The organism is Cryobacterium sp. TMT1-2-2 (assembly GCF_004403505.1).
Taxonomy (GTDB): Bacteria; Actinomycetota; Actinomycetes; order Actinomycetales; family Microbacteriaceae; genus Cryobacterium; species Cryobacterium flavum.
This window is the reverse complement of the sequence record NZ_SOGS01000025.1, coordinates 1-25,005: the sequence shown is the minus strand read 5'-3', so window position 1 is coordinate 25,005 and position 25,005 is coordinate 1. Positions and strand designations below refer to the sequence as shown.

Genomic DNA, 25,005 nt, shown 5'->3' with positions numbered 1-25,005 from the left:
GTCGGGCCGCCGCGTTCCGGTGGCGCAGTGAGGGAGCCGCATGACCCAGAACGACATCGTTCTCATCCGCCACGGACAGACCGAGTGGAGCATCTCGGGTCAGCACACCGGGCGCACCGACGTTCCGCTGACCGACTTTGGCCGCCAACAAGCGGATGCCCTCGGCGAGATGCTCGACGGGGAACACTTCGATCGGGTCTACTCGAGCCCGCTGGTGCGCGCCTGGGAGACCATGGAACGGGCCGGCTACGGCGGGCAGGGAGTGGCAAGCGACGACGTGCTGGAGTGGGATTACGGGGTCTATGAGGGTCGCCGTACCGCGGACATCCGCTCGGAGATTCCCGGCTGGACCGTGTGGGGCAACCCAATTGCGGGGGGCGAATCCGTTGACGAGGTGGGCGCTCGCGCCGATCTCGCCATCGAATTGTGCCTCGCCGCCGAGGGCCGGGTGGCCGTCTTCGCCCACGGACATTTTTTGCGCATCATGACCGCACGCTGGATGGGCCTGCCAGCGGCCGCCGGCAAGAGCCTGAGCCTCGGCACCGCAACTGTGTCCACCCTCGGCTGGGAGCGCGAGAACCGAGTACTGCAGATGTGGAACGACGCCTGCCACCTGAGTTCGATGGACCCCGTCGTCTAACTGGCCCCCGAATAGCCGCAAATGCCCCTAGTCTGGGGTTAGACAGATTCTATTCGTTGGAACCATTGTCGTGGGGGCGCACGAACGAATGTGCGGATTGCGCCCGGAGGGCACGACCAGTGGGGGCTTGGGGGCGCTACCTGCTCGCGAGCCCGGTCAACGGGAGAAACCCGATGTGCAGCATCGGCGACCATGCCCGCGCGTGGCCCTGCCCCGACCCGCATCGTGCGGGTCTTTGGAGAGGGAAAACACCATGAGTACGTTCACACAGCTTTCACCGTCGCGCAAGCGACTTCTCGGCGCCCTGCTGGTCGTCGGCATCATCGGAGTCGGCAGCATCGGAGTCGGCGGAGCCGTCGCCGCTGAGACCGCCCCGCGCGCAGCGGTCGCCCTCGGCGAGGCCGGCACCTTCGCCATCCTCTCGAAGTCCGGCATCACGGATGTCTACGCCTCGTCGGTCAGCGGCAATGTGGGCGCGAGCCCCATCACCGGCGCAGCAATTCACCTCACCTGCCCCGAGGTGACCAACGGAACCATCTACAGCGTCGACGCCGAGGGCCCCTCCTGCAAGGTGACCGACGACACCTATCTCACCGCTGCCGTCAGCGACCTCGAGATCGCGTACACCGATGCCGCCGGGCGCACCACTCCCGACTACATCAACCTGGGCGCCGGCGAAATCGGCGGCCTGACCCTCACCCAGGGCCTCTACAAGTGGGGCACCGACGTGAACATCTCCACCGATGTCGTCCTCACGGGCACCGCGGATGACGTCTTCATCTTTCAGATCTCCAAGGACCTGGAACAGGCCTCCGCCCAGAACGTGATCCTGGCCGGCGGCGTGCAGGCGAAGAACGTATTCTGGCAGGTTGCCGGATCCGTCGCGATCGGCACGACCGCGCACTTCGAAGGCACCATTCTCAGCCACACCATGATCGCCATGAAGACCGGAGCGACCATCAACGGCCGTCTCCTGGCCCAGACGGCCGTCACCCTGCAGAGCAACACGGTCACCGCGCCCGTCGAGTAACGCAGCAAAAAAGGCGCGGGTGACTCTGGTCACCCGCGCTGTGGTCGTTAACGCACCGGCACCCAGGTCCCCTTTACCCGTTCGGTGACCATGAATGCTCGCAGCTCGGCCACGACGCGCAGGTCGGCCACCACGTGGGCGCCGATCTGGAGAGCCGACGCCGCGTCATCCGCTGTGAAACGCACGATGACCCGGGCGGCTCCCGCGACGATAGTGAGATCAGAAGCCTCCACCGTGGTGAATTCCGCGGCCGCCGCCGCGGCTCGGGGCACGACCGAAGCGGGCGCGGTTCCCGGGTGCAGGGATTCGATACTCATGGTCACGCGATAAGAAGGCATGGTTTCAGGGTACGGGTACTGCTTTACTGTACGAGTCCTCTTCCCCTCAAGTTCGGAGACCCATGACCTTCACGGCCACGATCGTTGCCCAGGTTCAGCGCACCAAGCCCGATGCCCTCTGGGCCATCGCGACCGCCCTCAGCACCAAAGTTGAGGAGGAGACCGGAGCGAACGCCTTCATCGCACTACCCGACGGCGGCCGGATTGACGTGGAGATTCCCAAGTTCGGCGAGAGCCTGCCGCTGACCATCGACGTGGTGGACGCGCGCAGCCAGGCCGAGGCGCGGGCATCCGCTCAAAATATTCTGGATCTGCTGGAGCAGTCCACCGGCTGGCAGGTCGACCACCTACACGACTAAAGCGGATGCCCACCCGCGGCACACAGGCGCGCCGCATAAGCTCTCTGGTATGACTGAAACCACTGCCCCTGCACCGCGCATCACGATGTACGGGGCGGAGTGGTGCGGCGACTGCCGCCGTTCCAAGTCGCTGCTCGACCGCCTCGAGGTGGACTACGACTACGTGGACCTGCTGCTCGTCGAAGACGGTGCCGACCGCGCCCGCGCCATCAGCGGGCGCACCAACATTCCCGTCATCGTGTTTCCCGACGACACCCACCTGGTCGAGCCGAGCGACGCCGAGGTGCGAACCAAGCTCACGCAGCTCGGCCGCCTGAGCTGACCCGACGCCGTAGCCGCCACCCCCGTGCTACTGTCAGAAATCGTAGATACCAACGGGGGTCGCACCATGCACGCAACGCTCACACCTACGACACGGCGCGTTCCCATTTCGCTGTGGATCAGCGCGGTACTTTTCGTGGTCTACAGTGCCCTCGGCGTGGCCGTAGCTCTGGCCGTGCGCACCGATGCGCTGAACATTCTCGCCCTGTTGACCGTGTCTCCACTGATGTTCGTGGGCATGGTCGTGTCCGTGGTCGACATCGTGCGCACCCGCAAGCGCGGCGACGCCGACCCGGCCTACACTCGCCTGCAGTGGGTCGGCCTCGCACTCATGGTCGCGGCGATGCCGCTCTGGATGGCCATCGCGATTGCCATCGCCTCCCTGCCCTAGACCTTCTAGGCTGGAATCGATCTCGGCTTCAGTGAGCTCCTTGACCACCCGGAGCAGTTCAGGAAAGTTGCGGCCGGTGACAACCCCGCAGCAGTCTGCTCTCCAGCGCAATCGGCTCCTCATAGCCGAAGAATTCTTCTGCTGTTCACACAGAACGCTGATATTTCATCAGCTTCGGGCGTAGTGTCGAGGGACTACCCCGGACCCGGTAGCGGTTTCGACCGCGACGAGCGAGGGGTTTTGATGTTTCACACGTTTCTACATTCAATAAGCGACTTCTCCGGCGGGGCATCGCTCTCCGTCGGGATAGCCCTGCCACCGATCGCCGTGATCGCCACCGGGGCCATTGATCTCGATCAACAGTTCTCGCCTCAGGTTTCGGCACTGCACGCGACCACACGATCGGCTAGCACGACGACACTTGAAGATTGGCTCGACCAGCTGCCGACGCGTGGCTGGGACGCCTGAGCGCAGTCAGGATGCCTCGGTGCGCGCAGCTGCGTCAGCGCCAGCCGAGATCGGGTGCGATCTGCTGCACGATGGTCTCGAGCAGGTGAGAGTTGTAGTCCACGCCGAGCTGGTTCGGGATGGTCACGAGCACGGTGTCGGCGTCGGCCCAGGCCTGCCGGTAGATAGCGATCTGCTCGGCCGGCAGGTCTCCGAACGGCACGCCGGTGTCTTCGGTGAGCAGGGTCGAACTCATGAGGTTCATGCCCTGCTCCCCCACCCACTTGGCCGTCTTGCGGGTTCCGGCGCCCCACCAGATGCGCTCGCTGAGTCCGGGCGACTGCGGCGCAATAGCCAGCAGACCGGTGCGCCCGGTCATCTGCGGGTTGGCCGGCGCCATTCCGGCGCCGCTGATCGCGGCCCGAAAGATTGCCGTGCGCGCACGAGCGTCATCGGCGTCGCTGCTGCCCTCGGACGGAACATACCCAAACGCCTCGTAGCCGCGCAAGGCGGTCTCGGGTGAACCGCGGCTGATGCCGAGTTGCAGACGCCCGTTGCTGATCAGGTCGGTGATCGCGGCTTCTTCGGCCATGTACAGCGGGTTCTCGTAGCGCACCTAGTTTTCACATATCGCAGGTACGGGCCATAACTCACCAATGAACTGGAAGGCAACCAAACCCAATAGAGTTGCGTCGACGAGATAGGGGAAGTATGGCTTCGAAAGCACTGCAAAAACTCAGCTTCGGTAAAGTAGATTCCGAATCTGAGATCGACCTTGACAAGCTGTTTGTCCGCACGAGAGATTTCGATAAGTTTGCGCAAGACGATATCTGGCTGGCTCTAGGTGCAAAAGGCACTGGCAAGAGTGCACTTTTCGAATTGCTCACGAAATACGAGCCGACCGCACGTCGGTTGGCCGGGACCGCTCTGGACGATGTTGTCATTGCCGCAGGAACAGGTTTTGGTGATTTGTCGGAGGTTGCAACAGGCGATATTCAAACGCTCAGAGACGCCGACACCAACTTTGACCACGATCGATTGTGGCGACTCTACATAGCTATCAAAGCCGGTCTCGCTCTTGACAGTAGTTTCACTGTTCCGCGGGGGCCGCTCAGGGACCTTCTGACAGCGTTGGGGGAACGCCATGACTTCCGGGTCGGTCCCCTTCTTCGGGAGCTGTGGCAGTTGACGTTGGGTGCCGCGCCATCAGAAATCACCGTTACTGCTGGTGGAGCTTCTGTCGCTTTGCGCGGCGGGAAAAGATCCCTGGACGTTGTGACTCTATTGAGTGATGTCAACACGTCCCTGCAATCGCGTGGTAAACGTCTCTGGCTTCTATTCGACAAAGTCGACGAAATCTGGCCAGCCGACCGTGCCGAACGAAAGAGAGCGCTGGAGGGACTTCTCACCGCGGCGATGCAGATCCGACGCACCTTCCCTCTTATCCAACCGAAAATCCTCTTGCGAACAGACTTGTGGGCTGAGCTGGACTTCACCAACAAGGACCACCTGACTGACAAGCGAATCGAACTCAACTGGAATGCCTCACAGATCACGACTTTGCTTCTCAAGCGGGCTGTCGCAAGTCCTGAGGTGCGCTCATACGTCGAAGACCGCTCACCCAATCTAATTGGGCGTGAAGTTGAAGAACTCTCTCCGAACGACCGCGAGCGAAGTCTGATGACAATTTTTCCTGTCACGGTGTATCCAGGTCAACGTGAAGCACTGACGATTGACTGGATTGTCGAGCGGGTCACGGACGGCCGAAAAACGGTGCTCCCCCGAGATGCAATCGTTCTAGCGAATTATTCTAAATCAATAGAATTGGATAGAGGCGACGATCAAGAAGGAAGCACAATTCTTTCCAGAGACTCTGTGCGGGCAGCTTTCACGAAGACTTCCGAAACCCGCTGCGAGGCTTTTCTTGCCGAGTTCCCCGATCTGAGGGAGCACTTCCGACGTTTGTCAGGACAGCAAACGTCCGAATATTCGAAGGAATCATTGCTTCACCTCATGAAAGGACTCAACCCCAGTGGAGACCTCTTGTTGGAGCGCCTTTTCGAAATCGGGATTATCACGCCCGATACGGGACGCATCTTGACGGCACGGTCCTTTGAAATACCGAGGCTCTATCGAACTGGACTTGGATTGGTGATTCGCGGTAGGCCGTGATCATCTATTTACCGGGGCCGCCCTGCAGTGAACTGATCACTCTCGACATGCGCGTAAGGGTTCTCGTAGCGCATGTCGATGACGCCGGTGCCGAGCTCGATCCGGCTGGTGCGGGCCGCCATCGCGGCGAGCAGGGGAAACGGGGATGCGAACTGCGGGGCGAAGTGGTGCACGCGCAGATACGCACCGTCGATTCCGAGCTCCTCGGCAGCCTGGGCCAGGCCGACCGTCTGCAACAGGGCATCGCCCGCCGTTCGCGCCTGCGATCCTGGTACCGGTTGGTAGTGGCCGAAGGAGAGGAATCCGATGCGCTTCATATTCGGTGCAGCGTTTGCACCCGCCGAGCTATTCCCACGCGTTCGGCACCAGGGGCGCCCCCGTGTGGGGGCACCCCGGTTCTCACACCTAGCGGCGCACGATGGAGCGCAGCAAGCGCACAGCAACTGAGAGCGACGCCATGTCGTCCTGCGCGAGCGAGTTGACCTCTTCGAAGACGCTGCGCGCGCGGCCGAGCTGTTCGGCGTTGAGCGCTTCCCAGGCCAAGAGGCGGTCGTCGGCAGCACCGGCATCCGTTTCGTCGAGAACTGACCGGGTCATGTCGGCGACAGTTGAGTACAAGTCATCGCGGAGTGCGGCTCGGGCGAGTGCCTGCCAGCGGTCCTTGCGTGGCAGCTTGGTGATGCGCTCGAGCAGGTTGTCGACACCGAAACGGTTGTAGACCGTGTAGTAGATCTCAGCGACCTCGGTGACCTGCACGTTCGCCCGGGCAGCCACCTTGGCCACGTCGAGCAGCGCGTATGCCTCGAACAGTTCGGACCAGCGACGACCGAGGTCGTCGGGCAGGCCCCATTCTCTGGCCTTTTCCTCCTGCGTTTCGAGGCGACCCCGGTCGGTGCCCTGCAAGTATTCGCCGAGGTGCTCCCGCATGAGCGCGATCTGCGGCTTGTACTTGGCGATCACCGCGCCGACAGGCATATTGCCGCCGTGGTTGACCTGCCAGCGCACCGCGCGGTCGAGCAGCCGGCGAATATCCAGGTGGATCGCCGTCCACTTCTCGGTCGGGAACGACGACGGCAGCGCATTGAGCTCGCCCACCATCGTGTCAATATCGAAGATCTCGCGCAGTGCCACGAAGGCACGCGCGATCGTCGCCTGGTTGGCCGACGTCTCTTCCATCGCGCGGAAGGCGAAGGTGATGCCGCCGAGGTTGATCATGTCGTTCGCGACGACCGTAGCGATGATTTCCCGGCGAAGCGGATGCGTGTCCAGTTCCGCATCGAACCGCTCCGACAGGTGCGTCGGGAAGTACCGGCGCAGGGTGCTGCCGAACCAGGGATCATCTGCCAGGTCGCTGTCGCGCAGCGCCGTGGCCAGTTCGATCTTGGCGTAGGCGGCGAGCACGCTCAGCTCGGGGCTGGTCAGGCCCTGGCCGCGGTCGAGGCGTTCCCTCAGTGTGGCCGTGGTCGGCAGGGCTTCCAGCTCGCGCTGAAGGTCGCCCGATTCTTCGAGCCAGTTCATGAGGCGCTCGTAGCTCGGGCTCCAGTTGTTCACGAGCACCCGGTCGTTGAGCAGCAAAATGTTCTGGTCGACGTTGTCCACCAGAACCAGACGTCCCACCTCGTCGGTCATCTCGGCCAAGAACGCGGCGCGTTCGGCCGGGTCGAGCTTGCCGGCGGCGACCATGCGGTCCACGAAGATCTTGATGTTGACCTCGTGGTCGGAGCAGTCCACCCCGGCCGAGTTATCGATCGCGTCGGTATTGAGGATGACGCCGGCGAGCGCGGCTTCGATGCGGCCGAGCTGGGTGAAGCCGAGGTTTCCGCCCTCCCCCACGACCTTGACCCGCAGGTCGCGGCCGTCGACCCGAATCCCGTCGTTGGCCTTGTCGCCGACCTGCGCGGCCGTTTCACCGCTGGCCTTGACGTAGGTGCCGATGCCGCCGTTGTAGAGCAGGTCGGTAGGGGCAAGCAGAATGGCTCGCAACAGTTCGGGCGGGCTCAGCTGAGTCGTGCCTTCCGGCAGACCGAGCACGACCTGCACTTCGGCCGAGATCGGAACGACCTTGGCCTGACGTGGAAAGACGCCGCCGCCGGTGCTGATGAGGTCGGTGGAATAGTCAGCCCAGGACGAGCGCGGCAGTTCGAACAACCGGGCCCGTTCGTCGAAGGAGAGCGCCGGGTCGGGGTTGGGATCGAGAAAAATGTGCCGGTGGTCGAAGGCCGCGACGAGTTTGGTGTGCTTTGAGAGCAGCATCCCGTTGCCGAACACGTCACCCGACATGTCGCCAACGCCGACGACGGTGAAGTCTTCGGTCTGGGTGTCGACGCCGAGTTCGCTGAAGTGGCGTTTGACCGACTCCCAGGCGCCCTTGGCGGTGATGCCCATCTCCTTGTGGTCGTAGCCGACCGAGCCACCGGAGGCGAATGCGTCGCCGAGCCAGAAACCGTACTCGGCCGCGAGGCCGTTGGCGATGTCGGAGAAGGATGCCGTGCCCTTGTCGGCGGCCACGACCAGATAGCTGTCGTCATCGTCATGACGCACCACGCGGTGCGGCGCCACAACATGCTCACCATCGGCTTCGGCGACCAAGTTGTCGGTCAAGTCGAGCAGGCCGCGGATGAATGTTTTGTAGCTGTCGATACCCTCGGCCATCCAGGCGGCACGGTCGAGGGCTGGGTCTGGGAGCTTCTTGGCGAAGAACCCGCCCTTGGCACCGGTGGGTACGATGACGGCGTTCTTGACGGTTTGCGCCTTGACCAGGCCGAGCACCTCGGTGCGGAAGTCTTCACGACGGTCCGACCAGCGCAGCCCTCCGCGGGCCACCTTGCCAAAGCGCAGGTGCACGCCCTCCACGCGCGGCGAGTACACCCAGATCTCGAACATGGGCTTGGGCGAGGGCATCTGCTCGATCTGGGAGGGGTCGAGTTTGATGCTGAGGTAGGGCTTGTACTGAAAGAAGTTCGTGCGCAGCGACGCTTCGATCAGCGTGATGAGGGTACGCAGTACGCGGTCGGCGTCGAGGGTGGCGACCTGCTCCATCGCGAGCCGCAGCTGTTCGCGCACGTCGGTGAGGCGCAGGATCCGCTCATCGTCGGCCAGGTCGGGGTCGAACCGCGCTTCAAACAACGCCACCAGCCCGCGGGTGACGTCGGGGTTGGCGAGCAGGGCATTCGCGACGAAGCCGTAGGAGTTGGTGTTGCCGATCTGGCGCAGGTACTTGGCGTAGCTGCGCAGGATGACCACACGGTGCCAGGGCATGCCGTCTTGCAGCACGAGACGATCAAGGCTGTCGGATTCGATGACTCCGCTGATGGCCGCGCCGAACGAGTCCGCGAGTAACGTGCCGGTCGCGACCGGGTCGACGCCGGCCGGGTAGTGCAGGCCGAGGTCGTAGAGATAGAAGCGACGCCCGTCGGTGGTCTGAATTTCAAACGGCACCTCATCCAGTACCTCGATGCCGAGATTCTGCAGAAACGGCAGAATCTGGCTGAGGCTTTTCGGTTCGGTCATGTAGAGCTTGATGCGAGCGTCTTCGCCGGGGTCACCGGCGGTTTTGGGCAGGTACACGTGCAGCCCCGGGCGGGTGTGACCCTCAGCGGATGCCCCGACCTCCGCAGCGCAGGCCTCAAATCGGGAGATGTCTTCGAGGGCATCATCGATTTCGTAGTCGACCCGGTAGCTGTCGGGAAAAGCGTCGGCCCAGATATCGGCCAACCGCTCGGCTTCTTCGACCGAGTGTGTTTCGCGAAGTTCGTCACTGATACCCTCTGGCCACGAGCGGACGGCCATGGCCAGGCGGTGTTCCAAGGCGGCGATATCGACCGAATCCGCCGAGACATCCTTGGGCAAGCGGATGCGATAGAACAGTCGCGCGAGCGCCGATTCGGTCATGCGCGCTTCGAAGTCCAGCGACTCAGCGCTGAAGGTCTCTTGGAGCTCTTTCTCGATGCGCAGCCGCACGGCGGTGTTGTAGCGGTCACGCGGCAGGTAGACCAGGGCCGACATGAACCGACCGTAGATGTCCGGCCGCAGGAACAGGCGGGTACGACGACGTTCCTGCAGACGCTGGATGGCGAGCGACGCGGTGACCAGGTCGGGCACCTCGATCTGGAACAGCTCGTCACGGGGATAGGTTTCCATGATGCCGAGCAGGTCTTTACCGCTGTGTGACTCGAGCGGAAAACCGACCTCGGTCATGACGGCTTTGACCTTTTCGCGCAGCACCGGAACTGCCGTGACCGAGCTGGTGTAAGCGCTCGCGGCGAACAGACCGATGAAGCGCTGCTCACCGTTGACCTGGCCGGCGGCATCGAAACTCTTGATTCCGATGTAGTCGAAGTAGGCGGGACGGTGCACGGTGGAGCGGGAGTTGGCCTTCGTGATCACCAGGGCGGTGCGCTCGCGCGCTTTTTGTCGGCCGGCATCCGTTAGGTGCTGAATCTGGTGGCGGTCGTCAGCGGAACGCAGCAGACCGAGGCCGCTGCCCTCGATGAGGGTGAGCACGTCTTCGCCGTCCAGCGTCTCGAGGTTGTACTCGCGGTAGCCGAGAAACGTGAAGTTGCCCTCGTCGAGCCAGTGCAGCAACTGCTGGGTCTGGTGGAGGTCTTTGATCTGGTCGCCACCGGTGATGGTGTCGAGCGCGTTGGCGATCTGCATGGCCTTGGTGCGCATGAGCGGCCAGTCTTCGACGGCGGCACGAACGTCGCCGAGAACGGCGGCCAGCCCGGCGATGAGGCTGGCCTGTTCCTCGTCGCTCGCGCTGTCGATCTCGATGGCGATCCAGGACTCGAGGTGTGAGGCATCATCACCGGTCGCAATGAGGTGCGCGATGTTCGGCATGGCAGAGGTATCGCCGCTGGAGACACCGGCGCTGGCCGGGATTCGGTTGATGTCGACGAGATCGTTCGTCGCCTTGCTGCGGGCCACGATCAGCAGGGGGTGCACGACCAAATGGATGGCTGAGTGCTGGCGCACCAGCTCGGCCGTGACCGAGTCCACGAGAAAGGGCATGTCGTCGGTGACGATATAGACGACACTGCGACCGGATTCATTGTGAATCTCGATCGTTGCCGTCTTGGGTACTCGGCGCTGGGCGACCTGCCAGTGCTCGCGGGCCCGGGATGCAAGAAGCTCCGGGGCATAGTTCGCGGCATCTTCGTCTGTTAGATGCTCATAGTAATCATCTATGAACGTTTCGAGCGTGGGATCTGACGGGGACAGACCCGTTCGGGTGAAACCAGACGACATCGAAAAAACGCCTCCATCAAATTCATCGTCGTGCGGTACGAATCGACACGACGAAATACGTGTGCAGGGCTCCTGCGCCGGGCACGTCGGTGTGCCTCGTCGAACTCAATCATGGAGATCCCTTGCTCGCCCATCGTACCGCCGGGCCCTGCACCCGGGCTGGTCGCCGCAGATCCTGCGGCCAGCCGCGACGAAACGGCCCGCGCGTCGTCGATTCGCTCGTGACCGGGGCATAAACTGCCTAAAAGCGTTGAGCTAGTACCAGCCGACGGCCTGCGAGTGCGACCAGGCGGCGCACGGCGTTCCGTAGGACGAGGCCTTGATGTAGCCGAGGCCCCAGGCGATCTGCGTGGTGGCGTTCGTGGCCCAGTCGTTGCCGGCCGACGCCATCTTGCTTCCAGGCAGCGCCTGGGGAATTCCGGTCGCGCCGCTGCTGGAGTTCATGGCCGCGTAGTTCCAGCCGGATTCCTTCTGCCAGAGACGGTCGAGGCAACTGAACTGATCCGCGCCCCAGCCGTACTGCGAAGCGGCCATGGATTGTGCGGTGGCGCGTGCACCGTCGACGGTGTTTCCTCCGGCGACAGATTGCACGCGAGCGGCTTCGGCAGCCGCCTGGGCAGCGGCTTCGGCGGCAGCAGCGGCCGCCGCAACCTCGGCGGCGACGCGGTCGACTTCAGCGGTGGCGGCAGCGACGGACGCGGTCTCAACCTTCGTCTCGGCCGTGAGCGATTCCACCTGGTCGATGGGCATGATCGCGTAGCTGGCGAGCGAGCTGGCTACCGAGGTGAGTGTGGTGGCATCCACTTTGCTCTCACTGGCAGCGATGACGACGTTGGCGGCGCTGAGCGCAGCGGATGCGTTGTCGCGAGAGACCGACTCACCGTGCGCCGCGTAGTAGTCGAGCTGGTCGCTCTGCAGGCCGGTGCTTTCGGCGAGTACGGTCGTGGCGGCGATGCTGTCTTGCCGGGCATCGGCGGACTGGGCGACGAATCCGCTGCTGGCGACGAGGCCGGCGATAACGAGTGCGGCACCGGTGGCAACGAAGATCTCATGCCGGCGGGTGCGTGGTTTGCGGGGCTTGTGCTGCGTTCGAGGGGCGAGGTGGGCATGGGGCGTTTCAGTGTTTTTTGGGCGCATGTCCTTCATCTGGCGCGAATGATGGACGCTAGGTACGCCCGTTCGCTGGGTTTCGAGCCCGTGCACTTCGGGGTGGCGCGGGCGAGTTGGCCAGCATGCCCGGCCTGTTTGAAAGAAACCTCACGATTTTCTCCGAAACCCCTGATTTTCGGTCACAGGCGCTGAGCCATGGCATACTTTGCGATTTCCCACGGGCGGCGACGCGGCAGCAACCAGACGATTATGCTGATCAAAGGTGAATTATTCGGCAGGATGCGATTTGACCGGCGGGGCCTTGTAGCCTACAAAGAAGTCAGAATTAATCTTTCGCCGCGAGGGCGAGCAAGCGCCCCAGCGCGTGATTTTACTCGACGCGCTCCTGCTCCAGACGCACATTTCCCTCCGAGCGCTCAACGGTGTGACGGCCGACATGCTCGAGGATGGTCGCGCAGATTCTCATGCCGACCTTGAACCGCGACAGCTCGAAATTCTCGTTGGGGGCGTGATTGTTCTGGTCGGGATTGGCGTAGGGCACCAGAATTGAGGGAATGCCGAGAATGTCGGTGAAAACGTAGTTCGGCAGCGAGCTGCCGAGGCTGGGCACGACGAAGGGAATCACCCCGGTCGCCTGCTCAACGGCGCCGGCCAGAATCGCAACGTAGGGATTGTCGAGGGCGGTACGCGAGGGGGGAATCGAGCTGAGTCGCGTCAGCCCCACCATCGGGGCATGCTGCGCCAGGTGCACCTGTAGCAGCCGAAAGATCTCGTCCGGATGCTGCCCGGGCACGAGTCGCATGTCGAGGTGCGCCCTGGCGCTGCTTGAAATAACTGTTTTCATGCCTGGCCCGGTGTAACCGCTGGTCAGGCCGGTGATGGTCATCGTCGGCCGCAGCATCAAGCGTTCGTAGTAGTCGTGTCCCTCCGGCGAGGGCAGCTCCGTGATGTCGTAGTCGCTGAAGTGGTCCTTCAGATCGAGGGGCAGCCCGGCAAGATTCGCACTTTCGGCGGGCGTCGGCGGCCGCACGTCATCGAAGAAGCCCGCCACGGCAATCTCGCCACTCGGTTTCCACAGCGTGGCCAGTGCCTGAGTGAGCTGCTGCGCGGCGTCGGGCAGCAGACCGCCGAGGCTGCCCGAGTGCGCATCCCGATTCGCCCCGCGTGTACACAGCTCGACGCCGAGCTGCCCGCGAGTGCCGAGCACGAGCTGCGGCATGCCGCTGCGATGCACGGGGCCATCCGAGGTTATGGCCAGATCAGCCATCAGGAGATGACGATTTTGTCGAACGAGTTCGGCCAGGTGCGGGCTGCCGATCTCTTCTTCTCCCTCGATGAGCACCTTGACGTTCACCGGCAGCTCGCCGTGTGCGGCCAGCGTCGCCCGGAGGGCAAAGAGCTGCGCGAGGTGCTGGCCTTTGTTGTCACTGGTGCCGCGCCCGTACATGCGACCGTCGCGAATGGTCGGCTCGAACGGGTCACCCTGCCAGTGCGCGCTGGTTTCGGCCGGTTGCACATCGTAGTGACCATAAATGAGCACCGTCGGTCGCCCGGGGTCGACGATGCATTCGCCGTACACGGCCGGCGGCCCAAAACCCTCGATCAGGTGCGTGCGCAGACCACTCCCGCACACGCTGTGCTGCACGGCCTGGGCGCACAGGGCCAGGTCCTCCGTCGGCGAAGCGCTGACGCCAGCGATACCAACGAGGTAGGCGAGTTCTTCGAGCGCGGCACCGAATCCGGCGTCGATGTGGGCGTAAACATCGTCAATGCTCACGGTGTCGCCGGCCCGAAGACTGGCACCGGCGCCTGCCCCGGCCGTGATCGCCAGCCGACCTGCACCGGGCTGCCGATTCGGCAGGCTTCCCCCGTGAGGTTGGTCAGCAAGCGCGGCCCCTCCTCGAGCTGTACGACCGCCACAACGTACGGGGTCACCAGCCCGAGTTCCGGCGCGGCCTTCAGATGCACGGTGGTCTGCGAATAGACCGTTCCCCGGCCGCTCGCCGCGACCCATCCGATGTCATCGCTGTCGCAGGCGAGGCAGAAGGGGCGAGGATAGAACTGATACTGACGGCAGGCTCCGCATTGTTGGATCACGAGCTGTTCCTTGCTCGCGGCCTCCCAGAAATGCGCGGTCGTGGGGTCGGCCCAGTCGAACAGTGACTCAACCACGAACCAACACCGCCGTCGCTGCCGTGGAGAAGAGTCCGCCAATGCCGTGCACCAGTCCGACCGTCGCCCCGGGCACCTGCCGCGCTCCGGCCTGGCCGCGGAGCTGCCGCACCGCTTCGATAACCAAGAGGATGCCCAGCGCCCCCGGATGACAATAGGACAGCCCTCCCCCCGAGGTGATCGAGGGGAGACTGCCGGTGATGCTCAGATTGCCCTCCTGCACAAACGCGCCGGCGTCACCGCGCGCGCAGAACCCGACGTCTTCGAGCGCGAGCAGCACGCTGATCGTCGACGCATCGTAGGGCTCGAAGACGTCGATATCGGCGTGCCCAACCTCCGCCATCCGTAGCGCGGCACGAGCGGCCGCGACCCCCGGCGAGGCCTCAAGACTCGGCAGCTGCGGAATATGCCACTGCCTCGCGCTCTCCCCGGTACCGGCCACTCGAATCGGCGTATTCGCCGAATCCCGGGCACGGTCCCCGGTCGTCAACACGATGGCACCGCCGCCGTCGGTGACCAGGCAGCAGTCCAGGCGACGAAGCGGAGCACAGATCAGGCGCGACTCGAGCACATCGTCAATGGTGAGCCGATCACGCTTCCAGGCCTTGGGGTTCAGGCCCGCCCACTGCCGTGCGGTCACGGCCACGGACGCCAGCTGTTCGCGTGTGGTCCCGTACTCGTACATGTGTCGGGCCGCGAGCAGCCCGAACTGGCCCATCGGGGCCGGAAGACCATACGGCTGTTCAAACTGGGGGGACGTTGCCTTCTCATTCCAGTGATTGAGCTTGCGAGTGGCTCGGGTGCGCTGCCGGGACGCGTACACGATCAGGGCAACCCGGCAGCGTCCGGCCTGCAGGGCCGCCGAGGCATGACCGAGAAAGGCAACGAAGGCGGCGCCGCCGAGATCGCTGGAGTCGGAGTAACTCGGCTGGATTCCGAGATACTCCCCGACCTGCACCGTGCCCTCCTCGCCGAGGTAGTTCACAAACAACCCGTCGACATCACGCAGGGTCAGGCCGGCATCGGCGAGCGCTTCCCGCGCAGCGAGCGCAATCATGGACAGCTCGGAATGGTCGCGCACCTCACCCAATGGCGCTTCGGCTACCCCCGAGATGAATACCTCACGGTCAGGTCCTGTCATCAACATTGCGTAACCCCTCGGCGAGCATCGACGGCGATTTCTGTTCATCATATAGACATGTCATCTATCTAGGGATACAGTTTGAGAAATTCCACGACGCACGAAACACCGACCCACCCGAACCGGGCGACACGGAAAGCGACACCATGACCGCAGACTCACCTTTCATCACCTCGCCGGTCTCCTACGCGCAGCGCATTGCTGACCTCGCCGCCGAACGCGGCGAGCGCACCGCGCTCATTTTCGTCGCCCCCGACGGCAGCGAGAGTTGCCTCAACTGGGCAGAGCTCGATACGCGCGCCAATCAGATGGCACGCCTACTGGCGGGCTACGGCGTTGGCCCGACGACCCTGCTGGCAATCTGCCTGCCCACCCGCGCCGAACACATTATCGCCGCCATCGCCGCCTGGCGACTCGGCGCCTGCACGCTCCCGTTGTCGCCGCAGATGCCAGAGCGGGAACGTCGCGAAATTCTCGCGGTGAGTGAATCGTGGCGCACCACCGTCATGCTCGTGGAACACGAGGGGCAGCATCCCGGCGATATCTCACTCGACGAGCTTTCGGCACTCGACACCGTTGACGCATCAGCGCTACCAGCCATCACCGCGTGGCCGGGAAAGGCGATCTGCTCCGGCGGCTCCACCGGCCGCCCCAAAATCATTCTCGACGACCGACCGTGGCAGAAGATCCCCGGCCAGGGCAGCTCTCTGCACCGGTTCGGCCTGCGCGCCGACCAGACCCAGCTAATCACCGGCCGGCTGTATCACAACATCTCCTTCAGCCTCACGCACAACGGTCTCTTCGAGGGACACACGGTGATTCTGCTGGAAAAGTTTGATGCCGCCCTCACCGTGTACGTCATCGAGCGGCACCGGGTCACTTTTCTCGCCATGGTGCCCATCATCATGCAGCGCATCGCTCGACTGCCCGATGTACTCACCCGCGACTTCTCCAGCATTGACGCCTTCTATCACAGCGGCGCGGTCTGCCCTGTGTGGGTCAAACGCGTCTGGTTACAGCTGGTCGAACCGGTGAAACAATACGACTGTTATGGCGGCGCGGAGGGCACCGGAGTCGTCGCTATTCGCGGCGACGAGTGGATGCTCCGCGAGGGTAGCCTGGGCCGGCCGGTTGACACGCGACTGAGCATCCGGGACAGCGCCGGGGTTCCGCTGCCGGCTGGCGAGATCGGGGAGATCTTCACCGGGCCCGAGGGCGCCCCCATGACGTTCCGGTATCTCGGCGCCGAACCACCGGCATCCACTGCCGACGGACTGGTCACGCTGGGAGATCTCGGTTGGCTCGACGAGGACGGCTACCTCTATCTGGCTGATCGCCGGGTCGACCTGATCATCACCGGCGGCGCCAATGTGTACCCCGCCGAAGTCGAGGGGGTGCTCTCGGAACACCCCGGCATCGCAGACGCCGTGGTGATCGGCGTCGACGACGACGAGTGGGGCAAACAGGTCTACGCCATCCTGCTGCCCACCGACCCGGGCGCGCCGCCCGACGTCGACGAGCTGCGGGAATTCTGCCGGGAACGCCTCGTCCCCTACAAGGTGCCGAAGACCTTCGAGTTCGTCAGTACGAGCTTCCGCGACGAATCGGGCAAGATGCGCCGATCGGCGCTGGCGAGCGATCGCAACCAGCGCCAGGCATCCGCTCTGGTTACAGCCTCCGGAAACGACCTCTCATGACACCCCAGTTGCGCGCCCTGATCAATGCCCGGCTCATCGACGGCACCGGCGGCCCGGCCCGCGAGCGGGCGACCGTGATCATCGACGGCGAGCGGATCGTCGAGGTGACCGAAGACCGACCGCTTCCCGTCACGGTCGAGGTCGTCGACCTGGGCGGCGCCACCCTGATGCCCGGCCTCATCGACTGCCATACCCACCATGCTGCCTGGGCGCAGAGCCTTGTCACCCATCCGGAACCGCTGGGACTGCTGATGTCCCAAACGGTGGCCGCCCTGAAGACGACCGTGGAGGCGGGAATCACCACGGCACGAGACCTCGGCGGTCTGGAACGGGGCTTCGTTCTGGCCGTCGACCGCGGCGTCATTCCCGGTCCGCGGCTGCAGACCTCGCTGATCATCGTGTCGCCGACCAACTCCCTGATGGATGCCCACCCGGTGTCGGGCGGTGCGATCACGTCCCGCGGACGCTACGAGACTCTGCCCGGCCTTCCCGAACCCTGGTGCGACGGTCCGGTGGCCGCGCGGGCCAAGGTGCGGGAGGTTATTCGTATGGGTGCCGACGTCATCAAAGTGGCGATGACCGGCAGCATGACCTTCGCGGCACGCCGCCCGAACCGCCCGCTGTTCACCCCGGAAGAACTCGCTGCGATCGTGGACGAGGCCCATCTGGAGGGAATCCCGGTGTGCGCGCACGCCCACGGCGATCCCGGCGCGATCCTCGCGGTGCGTGCCGGCGTTGACACGATCGAGCACGGAACCTATCTGACCGAGGAATGCGCGCGCGAAATGGCTGATCGGGGCACATGGTATGTTCCAACAATGTGCATCTCTAACTGGCACAGCACCCTCTCCCAGGAAAGTGTGCGAGCCCACACCATTGACATGCCGGTGCGCCATCGCGAAAGCCTTGCTCTGGCCGTTCGACTCGGCGTGCGCATCGCTGCTGGCACCGACACCAACCCGTTCCACGGCTTCGGCCGCACCGGCATGGAACTGGAGCTTCTGGTCGAGGCCGGTATGACCTCGCCCGAAGCGATCAGGGTCGCCACGGACCAGTCCAGCCAGTGCATGGGCGTTTCAGCCGACGTTGGCACGGTTGCCGCGGGAAAATTCGCCGACCTGCTCATTGTCGACGGCGACCCGCACCGGGACATCCGCTTGTTGCAGGATGCGAAACGTCGCACCGCCGTGTTGAAAGGCGGCCAGTTTATGAGCGGTTCGCTCCTGTCTATAGCGGATGCCCACAGTCGCCACACAATGGCGGTCACCGCATGACGGCCCACGCCACGGACGATCCGGAGACCTCGGCCGCCCCAACCGCAGTTGCACCAGCCGGCCCCGCCACCGATTACATGATCGGGCCGGTCGCTGCGGCCCTCGATATCATGCTCGAGTTCGAGAACGGGCAACAAGAGCTGCGCGTCGCCGACATCGCCCGCCGAGTTGGCGTGACCCGCAACAAGGCGTTTCGTCTCATCAAAACCCTCGAATCGCGCGGCTTTCTGCAACGCACCGGCGACCACTACCGGGTGGGCAGTCGATTGCTCACCCTCGGCGAGATGGCAGCCCAGCCAATCGAAGCGTTGCGGGCCGCCGCGCAGCCCGAGATAGAAATGTTGCATGCCGCGACCAATGAAACGATCTATGTGCTGGTTCCGGTTGGCAACGAGGCAATCTGTATCTCCAGCATAGAGAGCACCCATTCGCTGCGCATCTCGGCCGCCATCGGCACCAAACGACCGCTGGATTCGGGGGCCGGGCAGAAAATGCTGCTCTCGGGTCAGGACGAGCAACGCCTGAGCCAGGTGCTCAGCCACCGGGGGCCGGCTTTCACCGAACACACCATCACCGGCGAGGCAGAGTTGCGCCAAGAACTACAGGAGATTGGCCGACGCGGTTACAGCCTCAGTCTCGGTGAGGTCGACGCCGGGGCCGGTGCCGTCGCCGCGCCCGTCTGCGATTATTCGGGCGAAATGATCGCGGCTCTGGTCATAGGGGGGGCCATGTCGCGGGTGACAGGCAATCTCGAGGGCGCCTGGAAAGATTTGGTCGTCAGCGCTGCCCACCGAATTTCTACAAGGCTCGGCTTCCACCGACCTTAGCGACGCTTCTGCCAACACCACCAGCGCGGGTCGCCGTGCCGCAGCTTCGATGCGGTGGCTTCAGTGACCCGCGGGTCAACCGTCAGCCCCGCACGCTCGCCGAAGTAATCAACCGGTATACCAAATGTCTATACAGTGATTCACTGCCATGATACGCTCAGCCCCAACTTGTTGGTAACGAGAGTGGACCGGGCAGCATAACAAACCACATTTCCAGCAGGCGCGTTGAGTTCAGCCCAATCAACTACAGCAATGGAGTACCGACAATGAAACGTATCCAGGTCGCGAAAACCCTCTGCCTAGCCCTCTCCGTCTCGCTCTTAGCCGGCTGCAGCGCAGCCGTCGAACCGGACGAACCGGCAGCATCCACTCTGATGGACCAGGCCATTCACGATGCCCTTCCCCAGGACATTCAGGACGCCGGTGAGTTCACGGTCGTCACGAGTGGCGCAAACCCGCCGTGGTGGGTCACGACGCCCGGAAAAACCGGTGAGTACACCGGCGCCGGCGCCGAACTGATGGATGCCATCGCCGAAGTGATGGGCGTAGAGGCCAAGATCGCGACCGTGCCGGACATTTCCGGAGCGTTCGCCGCGATCAGCGCCAAACGTTACGCCTTCGGCTTCTTTCCCTACGCTGACTCGGTCGGGGGACCGAAGGAACGCCCAGGTGCCGAATTCGTTGACGTTTTGCAGGAGGTCGTGCCTTTTCTGGTCGAAAAGGGCAACCCCAAGAACGTCACCAACATGGACGAGCTGTGTGACGTCACCGTGGCCGCGCTCGCCAACGCCGCAACCTATAAGGTTGCCGAGGCTCAGGCAGTGAAGTGCCAGGAGCAGGGCAAAGACCTCACGGTGCTGAGCGTCGCGAGCGTTCCCGACGGCGTGCTGGCGCTGAGATCGGGACGAACGGATGCCTTCTTCACGGGTGGAGCCTCGCTGTTCTACGCGGCCAAGGAATCGAACGGCGAGTTGGAGGTCGTCGGCGACGAGTTCTCGAACGGGTTCGCCGGTCAGTTCATGGGTGCCCTGCTCCCCAAGGGCTCCGAACTCTCCGCCCCCCTGCTCGCGAGCTTTCAAGTGCTCTTCGACAATGGTGACTACGAGAAGATCATGACCAAGTACGGCCTCGATCGCGAACTCATCGACCAGCCCGGCATCAACCTGTACGCCGATTGGCTCGTCGAGAACCCGCAGTAGTCATGGCAACTCTGCCGAGTAACCAGACCGACCTCGAGCTCCCGGTCACGCACCACCCCGTGGACGTAGCCCGGGCGTTGTCACCAAGGCGCCCCGCCACCTGGGTGCTCTCCATCATCACCGTGGTCGTCGCCGCACAACTCGTGCACCTGCTGTTGACGAACCCCAACTTTGAATGGAACGTTGTCGCGCAGTACCTCAACAGCGAAACCGTGCTTCAGGGCGTCGTCATGACTCTCTTTCTCACGGTGACAGCGATGACAATCGGTCTGGTTCTCGGCGGCATTCTGGCGGTGTGCCGCTTGTCGGACAACGCCCTCCTGCGCGCGCTCGCCTCGTCGTACATCTGGTTCTTCCGGGGTACACCGCAGCTCGTACAACTGATTTTCTGGTTCAACATCGGCTTACTCGTGCCGGTCCTGAGCATCGGCATACCGTTCGGTCCGACCTTCGCCTCGATCGAGTCCAACACCCTGGTGACACCACTGTTGGCGGCTATCGTGGGTTTGGGCCTGCACGACGCCGCGTACCAGGCGGAGATCTATCGCGCCGGGCTGATCTCGGTGGACGAGGGGCAGCTTGAGGCCGCCAAGGCCCTGGGCATGAAGCCGGTGCGAGTCTTCTTTCGCATCCAGCTGCCGCAGGCGATGAGATTCATTGTTCCACCCACCTTCAACTCCATCATCGCGCTGGTCAAAGGCACGTCCCTGGTCAGTGTGATCGGGGGTGCCGAGTTGTTGTTCTCGGTCAAGGAGATCTACAGCCAGACCTACCAGACGGTGCCGCTGCTGATCGTCGCGAGCATCTGGTACCTGTTCATCACGACGGTGCTCAACGGCGTGCAATTCTTCATTGAGCGTCACTACGGCCGGGGTTCCAGCCGCAACGGCAGCTCCTCCCCCGTCGCGCGTTTTCTCGATCGACGGGCCGCCGAACGCAATTTGAATCGAGGGATGGAATCATGACGCAGCCCATTCTGCGCATCAGCGGATTGCGCAAACAATTCTCTGGAGTCGAGGTGCTCAAGGGCATCGACCTTGAGGTGCGGGTCGGCGAGACCGTCGCAATTCTCGGCTCGTCGGGCTCGGGCAAATCCACGCTGCTGCGCTGTGTGAACTGCCTCGAGGTTCCCAGCGGCGGGTCGATCTGGCTGGGCGATGAGCTGATGGGCTACCGGCAGGAGTCCGGCGGGGCCGTGCGTCGGCTCACCGAAAGCCAGATTGCCGTGCAGCGTCGCAAAGTGGGAATGGTTTTTCAGAACTTCAACCTGTTTCCACACTGGACCGTTCTGCAGAACATTGCCGACGGACCGCGCTCAATTCTCAAGCTGAGCAAGGCCGAGGCCATCGAACGCAGCATGACGCTGCTGACCCGGGTCGGCCTGGCCGACCGCGCTCATGCCTATCCGCGCCAGTTGTCCGGAGGGCAGCAGCAGCGCGTCGCCATCGCTCGGGCCCTGGCCCTGGAACCCGCCGTGCTTCTGTTTGACGAACCGACCTCGGCCCTCGACCCGGAGAACGTCGGCGAAGTCACCGACGTCATGGCTGCCCTGGCGGCCAGCGGCGCCACCATGCTCGTGGTGACCCACGAGCTCGGCTTCGCCCGGGCCGCCGCCGATCGAGTTGTCTTCATGGACGGGGGCGTCATTCTGGAGCAGGGAACCCCGACCGAGGTGTTCGACCATTCGCAGCAAGCGCGTACCCGGGAGTTCATGCGCAAAACCCTGGTCTGATTCGACAAGTCTCCTGCGGCGGCTCACACTAGAACCACCAATCAGTCGCATTCAGTCGCATTCAGTCGCATTCAGTCGCATTCAGTCGCATTCAAAGGAGAAGCCGTGACCGTGCTCGCCGACGCCCGTGAACTCGCCCCAGACATCACCGACCTGCGCCACCGACTGCACCAGGAACCCGAAATCGGGCTCGACCTGCCGCGCACCCAGGAGAAGGTGCTCGAGGCTCTCAGCGGTCTGCCGTACGAGATCAGTCTCGGTACCGACACCACCTCGGTGACGGCGGTGCTGCGCGGAACCGGCACCGGGGCATCCGCTTCACGGCCTGTGGTGTTGCTGCGCGGCGATATGGACGCGCTGCCCGTGCAGGAACGCACCGGGCTGGAGTTCACCTCGCGCATTGACGGTGCCATGCACGCCTGCGGACACGACCTGCACACGGCCATGCTGGTGGGCGCGGCGACGTTGCTCGCGCACCATCGAGATCAGCTTGCCGGTGACGTGGTGCTCATGTTCCAGCCGGGCGAGGAAGGCTACGACGGTGCGGGTGTGATGATTCGCGAGGGCATCCTCGACGCTGCCGGGCGCCGTGCCGACGCAGCCTATGGGTTGCACGTCATGTCGGCGGGCGCGCCCAACGGGCAGTTCATGAGTCGCGCGGGCACCCTGATGTCGGCCAGCGATGGCCTCACGGTGACGGTACACGGAGCCGGCGGGCACGGTTCGGCGCCGCATCAGGCGCAGGATCCGGTGACGGTGATCGCCGAGATGGTCACAGCTTTGCAGGTGCTGGTGACTCGCCAGTTCGACATGTTCGACCCGGTGGTGCTCTCGGTCGGGGTGCTGCAGGCGGGCACCAAGCGCAATATCATTCCCGATTCGGCGCGGTTGGAGGCGACGGTGCGTTCCTACACGCCCGAGTCGCGGGCCAAGCTCGCGCGCGTCGTTCCGCGACTGCTTCAAGGCATCGCGGCCGCGCACGGCGTGGAGGTGACGGTGGACTACGTCACCGAATATCCACCGACCCGTACCGACGCGGGCGAGACCAACCGGGCCGAGCGTGTGGTGGGCGAGCTCTTCGGTGGCGAGCGTTTCACGCGCATGATCAACCCGCTGGGCGGCTCCGAGGACTTCTCGCGCGTGTTGCAGCAGGTGCCGGGAACCTTCGTGTTTCTCTCGGCGTTGCCGCGACAAGCGGATGCCCAGGCCGCCGCGTTCAACCACTCCCCCACGGCGACCTTCGACGACGGTGCGTTGGCCGACGGCACCGCCTTGTATACGCAGTTGGCGCTGTCGCGGATGGCTGAGCTGGCAGGCTGAGCTGGCAGGCTGAGCTGGCAGGCTGAGCTGGCAGGCTGAGCTGGCAGGCTGAAGCATGCCACTGCTCGCCCGTTGTTGCACAAATGCCACGGATCAGCGTCACGACACGGCACCAAAGTTCACCCAGTTCGCGGGGAGGCGCATGTCGGTTGCGCGTGCTTAGGTAGATTCAGAAGCAAATTTTTGGAGAGTAAGACAATTCATAATTTCACGCTGAACAGCGCCAGCACGATAACCGATATTGCATATCCAGAGCCCCGCGAAGATGCGGGCTACACCACTCGTCACGACGGAGGGACAAAGTGAACGTTCCACGGCTCTACCTCTCTGTCAACGGATGCCTCTGCCCCCGTTTGGACCCCGACCCGGCCTGGGGTGATGTGGCCAAAGCTTCGATCAGTGTCGAGCACGGCGACGGTCACGCTTCCACTCGGAATGTGCACTGGGCGCCCCGACTGATCACGGCCCTCGACTCCCTGCTGATGCAATACGGCGTCGAGCTGGTCTGGCTCACCTCCTGGAACGAGCTCGATGCCACCCGGCAACTGCTCGTACCCAAACTGCACGGGCTGTCCGGCGGACGCATGCTCGACGTCACGACTCCGCCGAAAAACCCCGGCCAGACTGATGGCGAGACGGGACTCTGGAAGTCGCAGCGCATCGAAGAAGATCAAAGCGTGCCGGCACCGTTCATCTGGATCGACGATGCCGACGTGCAACTTCACGGCGACAAGGTTCTCAGCGCCACTCACGAGACGCCATCCTTGCTCATTCCGCCGCGCTCCGAAGTGGGCCTCACCGTCGACGACATCGCCCGGATGCGCACCTGGCTCGAGCAGCTGCCCACCTGACAGCCCTTCTCGGAGGGGGGAATACCCCGCCAAGCTTTCCGCCGTGACTGGGCACGGCTCTGCTAGCTGCGCCAGGGTGGTTCGGGGCTGGGGGTGTTGGCGCGTTTCTCGCCTGCGGTGCGGCGGTCCCCGTCGAAGCGGGTGTCGCCGTTGAACGGGTCGGAACTGAACGGGTCGGCGCTGAACCGCTCGCTCTCCGTGTCGCTGTCATCGAGGCCGTCTAGCTCGGCGTTGCGGGCGCCGTCGGTACTGCCGTCGAGGGTCTCGGTGGGCACGAACATGGGGGTGCGTGAGCGGGCGGATAGGTAGGTGTCGAAGAGGGTGTCCATGATGCCGCGCAGTTCCGGGGTGACCTCGGCGCGCAGCGGGTAGAGCCCGTTGCGCAGCAGCCCGAACGTCAGCGTGCTTTTCGCCTCGGTCACGTCCCAACTGGGGGCGGTGCCGTCGGGGTCGAGGCGGGCCTGCCATTCCATCGCCTGCGCCCGCAGTACGTCGGGCGCGAAGCGGATGCCCGCCCCGGGGAGCCCGGCGGTTTCCGGGGTGATGGCTCCGGTGGCGGTGGCGACGAGGGCGCGCTCAACCCGGTCGAGGTCATCCGGCAGGACCTTTCCCTGTAACGCGGTGAGGGTGCTGGCGATGATCTCGGCCGATTCCACCCCGAGTTCCCCGCTGGTCAGGCCGTCGGCGATGACCGGGTACCGCGCCGGGACGGGCAGGCCCAGCGGGGTACGTTCCAC

The 25,005-nt window shown here is 63.9% G+C and carries 21 protein-coding genes and 2 pseudogenes; 14 read left to right on the top strand and 9 right to left on the bottom strand.

Annotation, left to right across the window (positions count from 1 at the left end):
* The first annotated feature begins 40 nt into the window (after positions 1 to 40).
* Together E3T35_RS15180 and E3T35_RS15175 are read left to right on the top strand one after the other, a co-directional pair.
* Entirely contained in the window at positions 41 to 640 is a 600-nt protein-coding gene (locus E3T35_RS15180; RefSeq protein WP_134345880.1) for a histidine phosphatase family protein, read from the top strand.
* A 253-nt stretch (positions 641 to 893) separates the two neighbouring features.
* Positions 894 to 1,670 carry an ice-binding family protein gene (locus E3T35_RS15175; RefSeq protein WP_134345878.1) on the top strand — a complete coding sequence of 259 codons (777 nt, stop codon included), beginning with the start codon at positions 894 to 896 and terminating at the stop codon, positions 1,668 to 1,670.
* Positions 1,671 to 1,717: 47 nt separating this feature from the next.
* On the opposite strand, the gene E3T35_RS15170 is transcribed toward E3T35_RS15175, so the two are convergent.
* Positions 1,718 to 2,008 carry a hypothetical protein gene (locus tag E3T35_RS15170; RefSeq protein ID WP_134345876.1) on the bottom strand — a complete coding sequence of 97 codons (291 nt, stop codon included), beginning with the start codon at positions 2,006 to 2,008 and terminating at the stop codon, positions 1,718 to 1,720.
* Positions 2,009 to 2,070: 62 nt separating this feature from the next.
* On the opposite strand from E3T35_RS15170, the gene E3T35_RS15165 reads away from it, so the two are divergent.
* The 3 genes from E3T35_RS15165 to E3T35_RS15155 all read left to right on the top strand — a co-directional run bounded on the left by E3T35_RS15165 (position 2,071) and on the right by E3T35_RS15155 (position 3,079).
* Complete coding sequence (locus tag E3T35_RS15165; protein WP_092340818.1) at positions 2,071 to 2,367, top strand: hypothetical protein; 297 nt, start codon at positions 2,071 to 2,073, stop codon at positions 2,365 to 2,367.
* A gap of 49 nt (positions 2,368 to 2,416) precedes the next feature.
* The gene (locus E3T35_RS15160; protein ID WP_104088645.1) at positions 2,417 to 2,689 is read left to right on the top strand and encodes a glutaredoxin domain-containing protein; all 273 of its coding nucleotides are present in this window, start codon (positions 2,417 to 2,419) and stop codon (positions 2,687 to 2,689) included.
* 66 nt (positions 2,690 to 2,755) lie between these two features.
* The gene (locus E3T35_RS15155; RefSeq protein WP_104129955.1) at positions 2,756 to 3,079 is read left to right on the top strand and encodes a hypothetical protein; all 324 of its coding nucleotides are present in this window, start codon (positions 2,756 to 2,758) and stop codon (positions 3,077 to 3,079) included.
* Between the two features lie 502 nt (positions 3,080 to 3,581).
* Here E3T35_RS15155 and E3T35_RS15150 read toward each other — a convergent pair.
* A pseudogene (locus E3T35_RS15150) lies at positions 3,582 to 4,142 on the bottom strand (LLM class flavin-dependent oxidoreductase); the annotation flags it as partial.
* Between the two features lie 95 nt (positions 4,143 to 4,237).
* Between E3T35_RS15150 and E3T35_RS15145 the strand changes: the two are divergent.
* Positions 4,238 to 5,698: a P-loop ATPase, Sll1717 family gene (locus E3T35_RS15145; protein WP_134379930.1), complete on the top strand. Its 1,461-nt coding sequence runs from the start codon at positions 4,238 to 4,240 to the stop codon at positions 5,696 to 5,698.
* 17 nt (positions 5,699 to 5,715) lie between these two features.
* Here E3T35_RS15145 and E3T35_RS15140 read toward each other — a convergent pair.
* The 6 genes and pseudogenes from E3T35_RS15140 to E3T35_RS15115 form a co-directional block, all read right to left on the bottom strand.
* Positions 5,716 to 6,015: pseudogene (locus E3T35_RS15140) on the bottom strand (LLM class flavin-dependent oxidoreductase); the annotation flags it as partial.
* An 88-nt stretch (positions 6,016 to 6,103) separates the two neighbouring features.
* Positions 6,104 to 10,945, bottom strand: coding sequence for an NAD-glutamate dehydrogenase (locus tag E3T35_RS15135; protein WP_134379928.1), 4,842 nt, complete (start codon positions 10,943 to 10,945; stop codon positions 6,104 to 6,106).
* Positions 10,946 to 11,200: 255 nt separating this feature from the next.
* Positions 11,201 to 12,082 carry a hypothetical protein gene (locus tag E3T35_RS19925; protein WP_241988881.1) on the bottom strand — a complete coding sequence of 294 codons (882 nt, stop codon included), beginning with the start codon at positions 12,080 to 12,082 and terminating at the stop codon, positions 11,201 to 11,203.
* 343 nt (positions 12,083 to 12,425) lie between these two features.
* Positions 12,426 to 13,832, bottom strand: a complete 1,407-nt coding sequence (locus tag E3T35_RS15125; RefSeq protein ID WP_166789987.1) for a M20/M25/M40 family metallo-hydrolase — start codon at positions 13,830 to 13,832, stop codon at positions 12,426 to 12,428.
* Positions 13,829 to 14,227, bottom strand: a complete 399-nt coding sequence (locus tag E3T35_RS15120) for a Zn-ribbon domain-containing OB-fold protein (protein ID WP_166789986.1) — start codon at positions 14,225 to 14,227, stop codon at positions 13,829 to 13,831. The genes E3T35_RS15125 and E3T35_RS15120 overlap by 4 nt, the downstream gene beginning before the upstream one ends.
* The gene (locus E3T35_RS15115) at positions 14,220 to 15,368 is read right to left on the bottom strand and encodes an acetyl-CoA acetyltransferase (RefSeq protein WP_198421041.1); all 1,149 of its coding nucleotides are present in this window, start codon (positions 15,366 to 15,368) and stop codon (positions 14,220 to 14,222) included. The genes E3T35_RS15120 and E3T35_RS15115 overlap by 8 nt, the downstream gene beginning before the upstream one ends.
* Before the next feature lie 146 nt (positions 15,369 to 15,514).
* On the opposite strand from E3T35_RS15115, the gene E3T35_RS15110 reads away from it, so the two are divergent.
* The 8 genes from E3T35_RS15110 (at position 15,515) to E3T35_RS15075 (ending at position 24,268) form a co-directional block, all read left to right on the top strand.
* Complete coding sequence (locus tag E3T35_RS15110; protein WP_134379924.1) at positions 15,515 to 17,065, top strand: AMP-binding protein; 1,551 nt, start codon at positions 15,515 to 15,517, stop codon at positions 17,063 to 17,065.
* Positions 17,062 to 18,339: an amidohydrolase family protein gene (locus E3T35_RS15105; RefSeq protein WP_134379922.1), complete on the top strand. Its 1,278-nt coding sequence runs from the start codon at positions 17,062 to 17,064 to the stop codon at positions 18,337 to 18,339. The genes E3T35_RS15110 and E3T35_RS15105 overlap by 4 nt, the downstream gene beginning before the upstream one ends.
* 110 nt (positions 18,340 to 18,449) lie before the next feature.
* A complete protein-coding gene (locus E3T35_RS15100; RefSeq protein ID WP_166789985.1) occupies positions 18,450 to 19,166 on the top strand; it encodes an IclR family transcriptional regulator in 717 nt (238 codons plus the stop codon).
* Positions 19,167 to 19,432: 266 nt separating this feature from the next.
* Positions 19,433 to 20,365 (top strand): transporter substrate-binding domain-containing protein, encoded by a 933-nt coding sequence (locus E3T35_RS15095; protein ID WP_134379918.1) that lies wholly within the window; start codon positions 19,433 to 19,435, stop codon positions 20,363 to 20,365.
* A 2-nt stretch (positions 20,366 to 20,367) separates the two neighbouring features.
* Complete coding sequence (locus E3T35_RS15090; protein WP_134345855.1) at positions 20,368 to 21,330, top strand: amino acid ABC transporter permease; 963 nt, start codon at positions 20,368 to 20,370, stop codon at positions 21,328 to 21,330.
* Positions 21,327 to 22,097 (top strand): amino acid ABC transporter ATP-binding protein, encoded by a 771-nt coding sequence (locus tag E3T35_RS15085; protein WP_134345853.1) that lies wholly within the window; start codon positions 21,327 to 21,329, stop codon positions 22,095 to 22,097. The genes E3T35_RS15090 and E3T35_RS15085 overlap by 4 nt, the downstream gene beginning before the upstream one ends.
* 105 nt (positions 22,098 to 22,202) lie before the next feature.
* Complete coding sequence (locus E3T35_RS15080; RefSeq protein ID WP_134379916.1) at positions 22,203 to 23,417, top strand: M20 family metallopeptidase; 1,215 nt, start codon at positions 22,203 to 22,205, stop codon at positions 23,415 to 23,417.
* A 302-nt stretch (positions 23,418 to 23,719) separates the two neighbouring features.
* Positions 23,720 to 24,268 (top strand): HAD domain-containing protein, encoded by a 549-nt coding sequence (locus E3T35_RS15075; protein ID WP_134379914.1) that lies wholly within the window; start codon positions 23,720 to 23,722, stop codon positions 24,266 to 24,268.
* Between the two features lie 62 nt (positions 24,269 to 24,330).
* Here E3T35_RS15075 and E3T35_RS15070 read toward each other — a convergent pair.
* Positions 24,331 to 25,005, bottom strand: a 675-nt coding sequence (locus tag E3T35_RS15070) for a DUF222 domain-containing protein (protein WP_166789984.1), incomplete at its 5' end; no start/stop codon positions are given.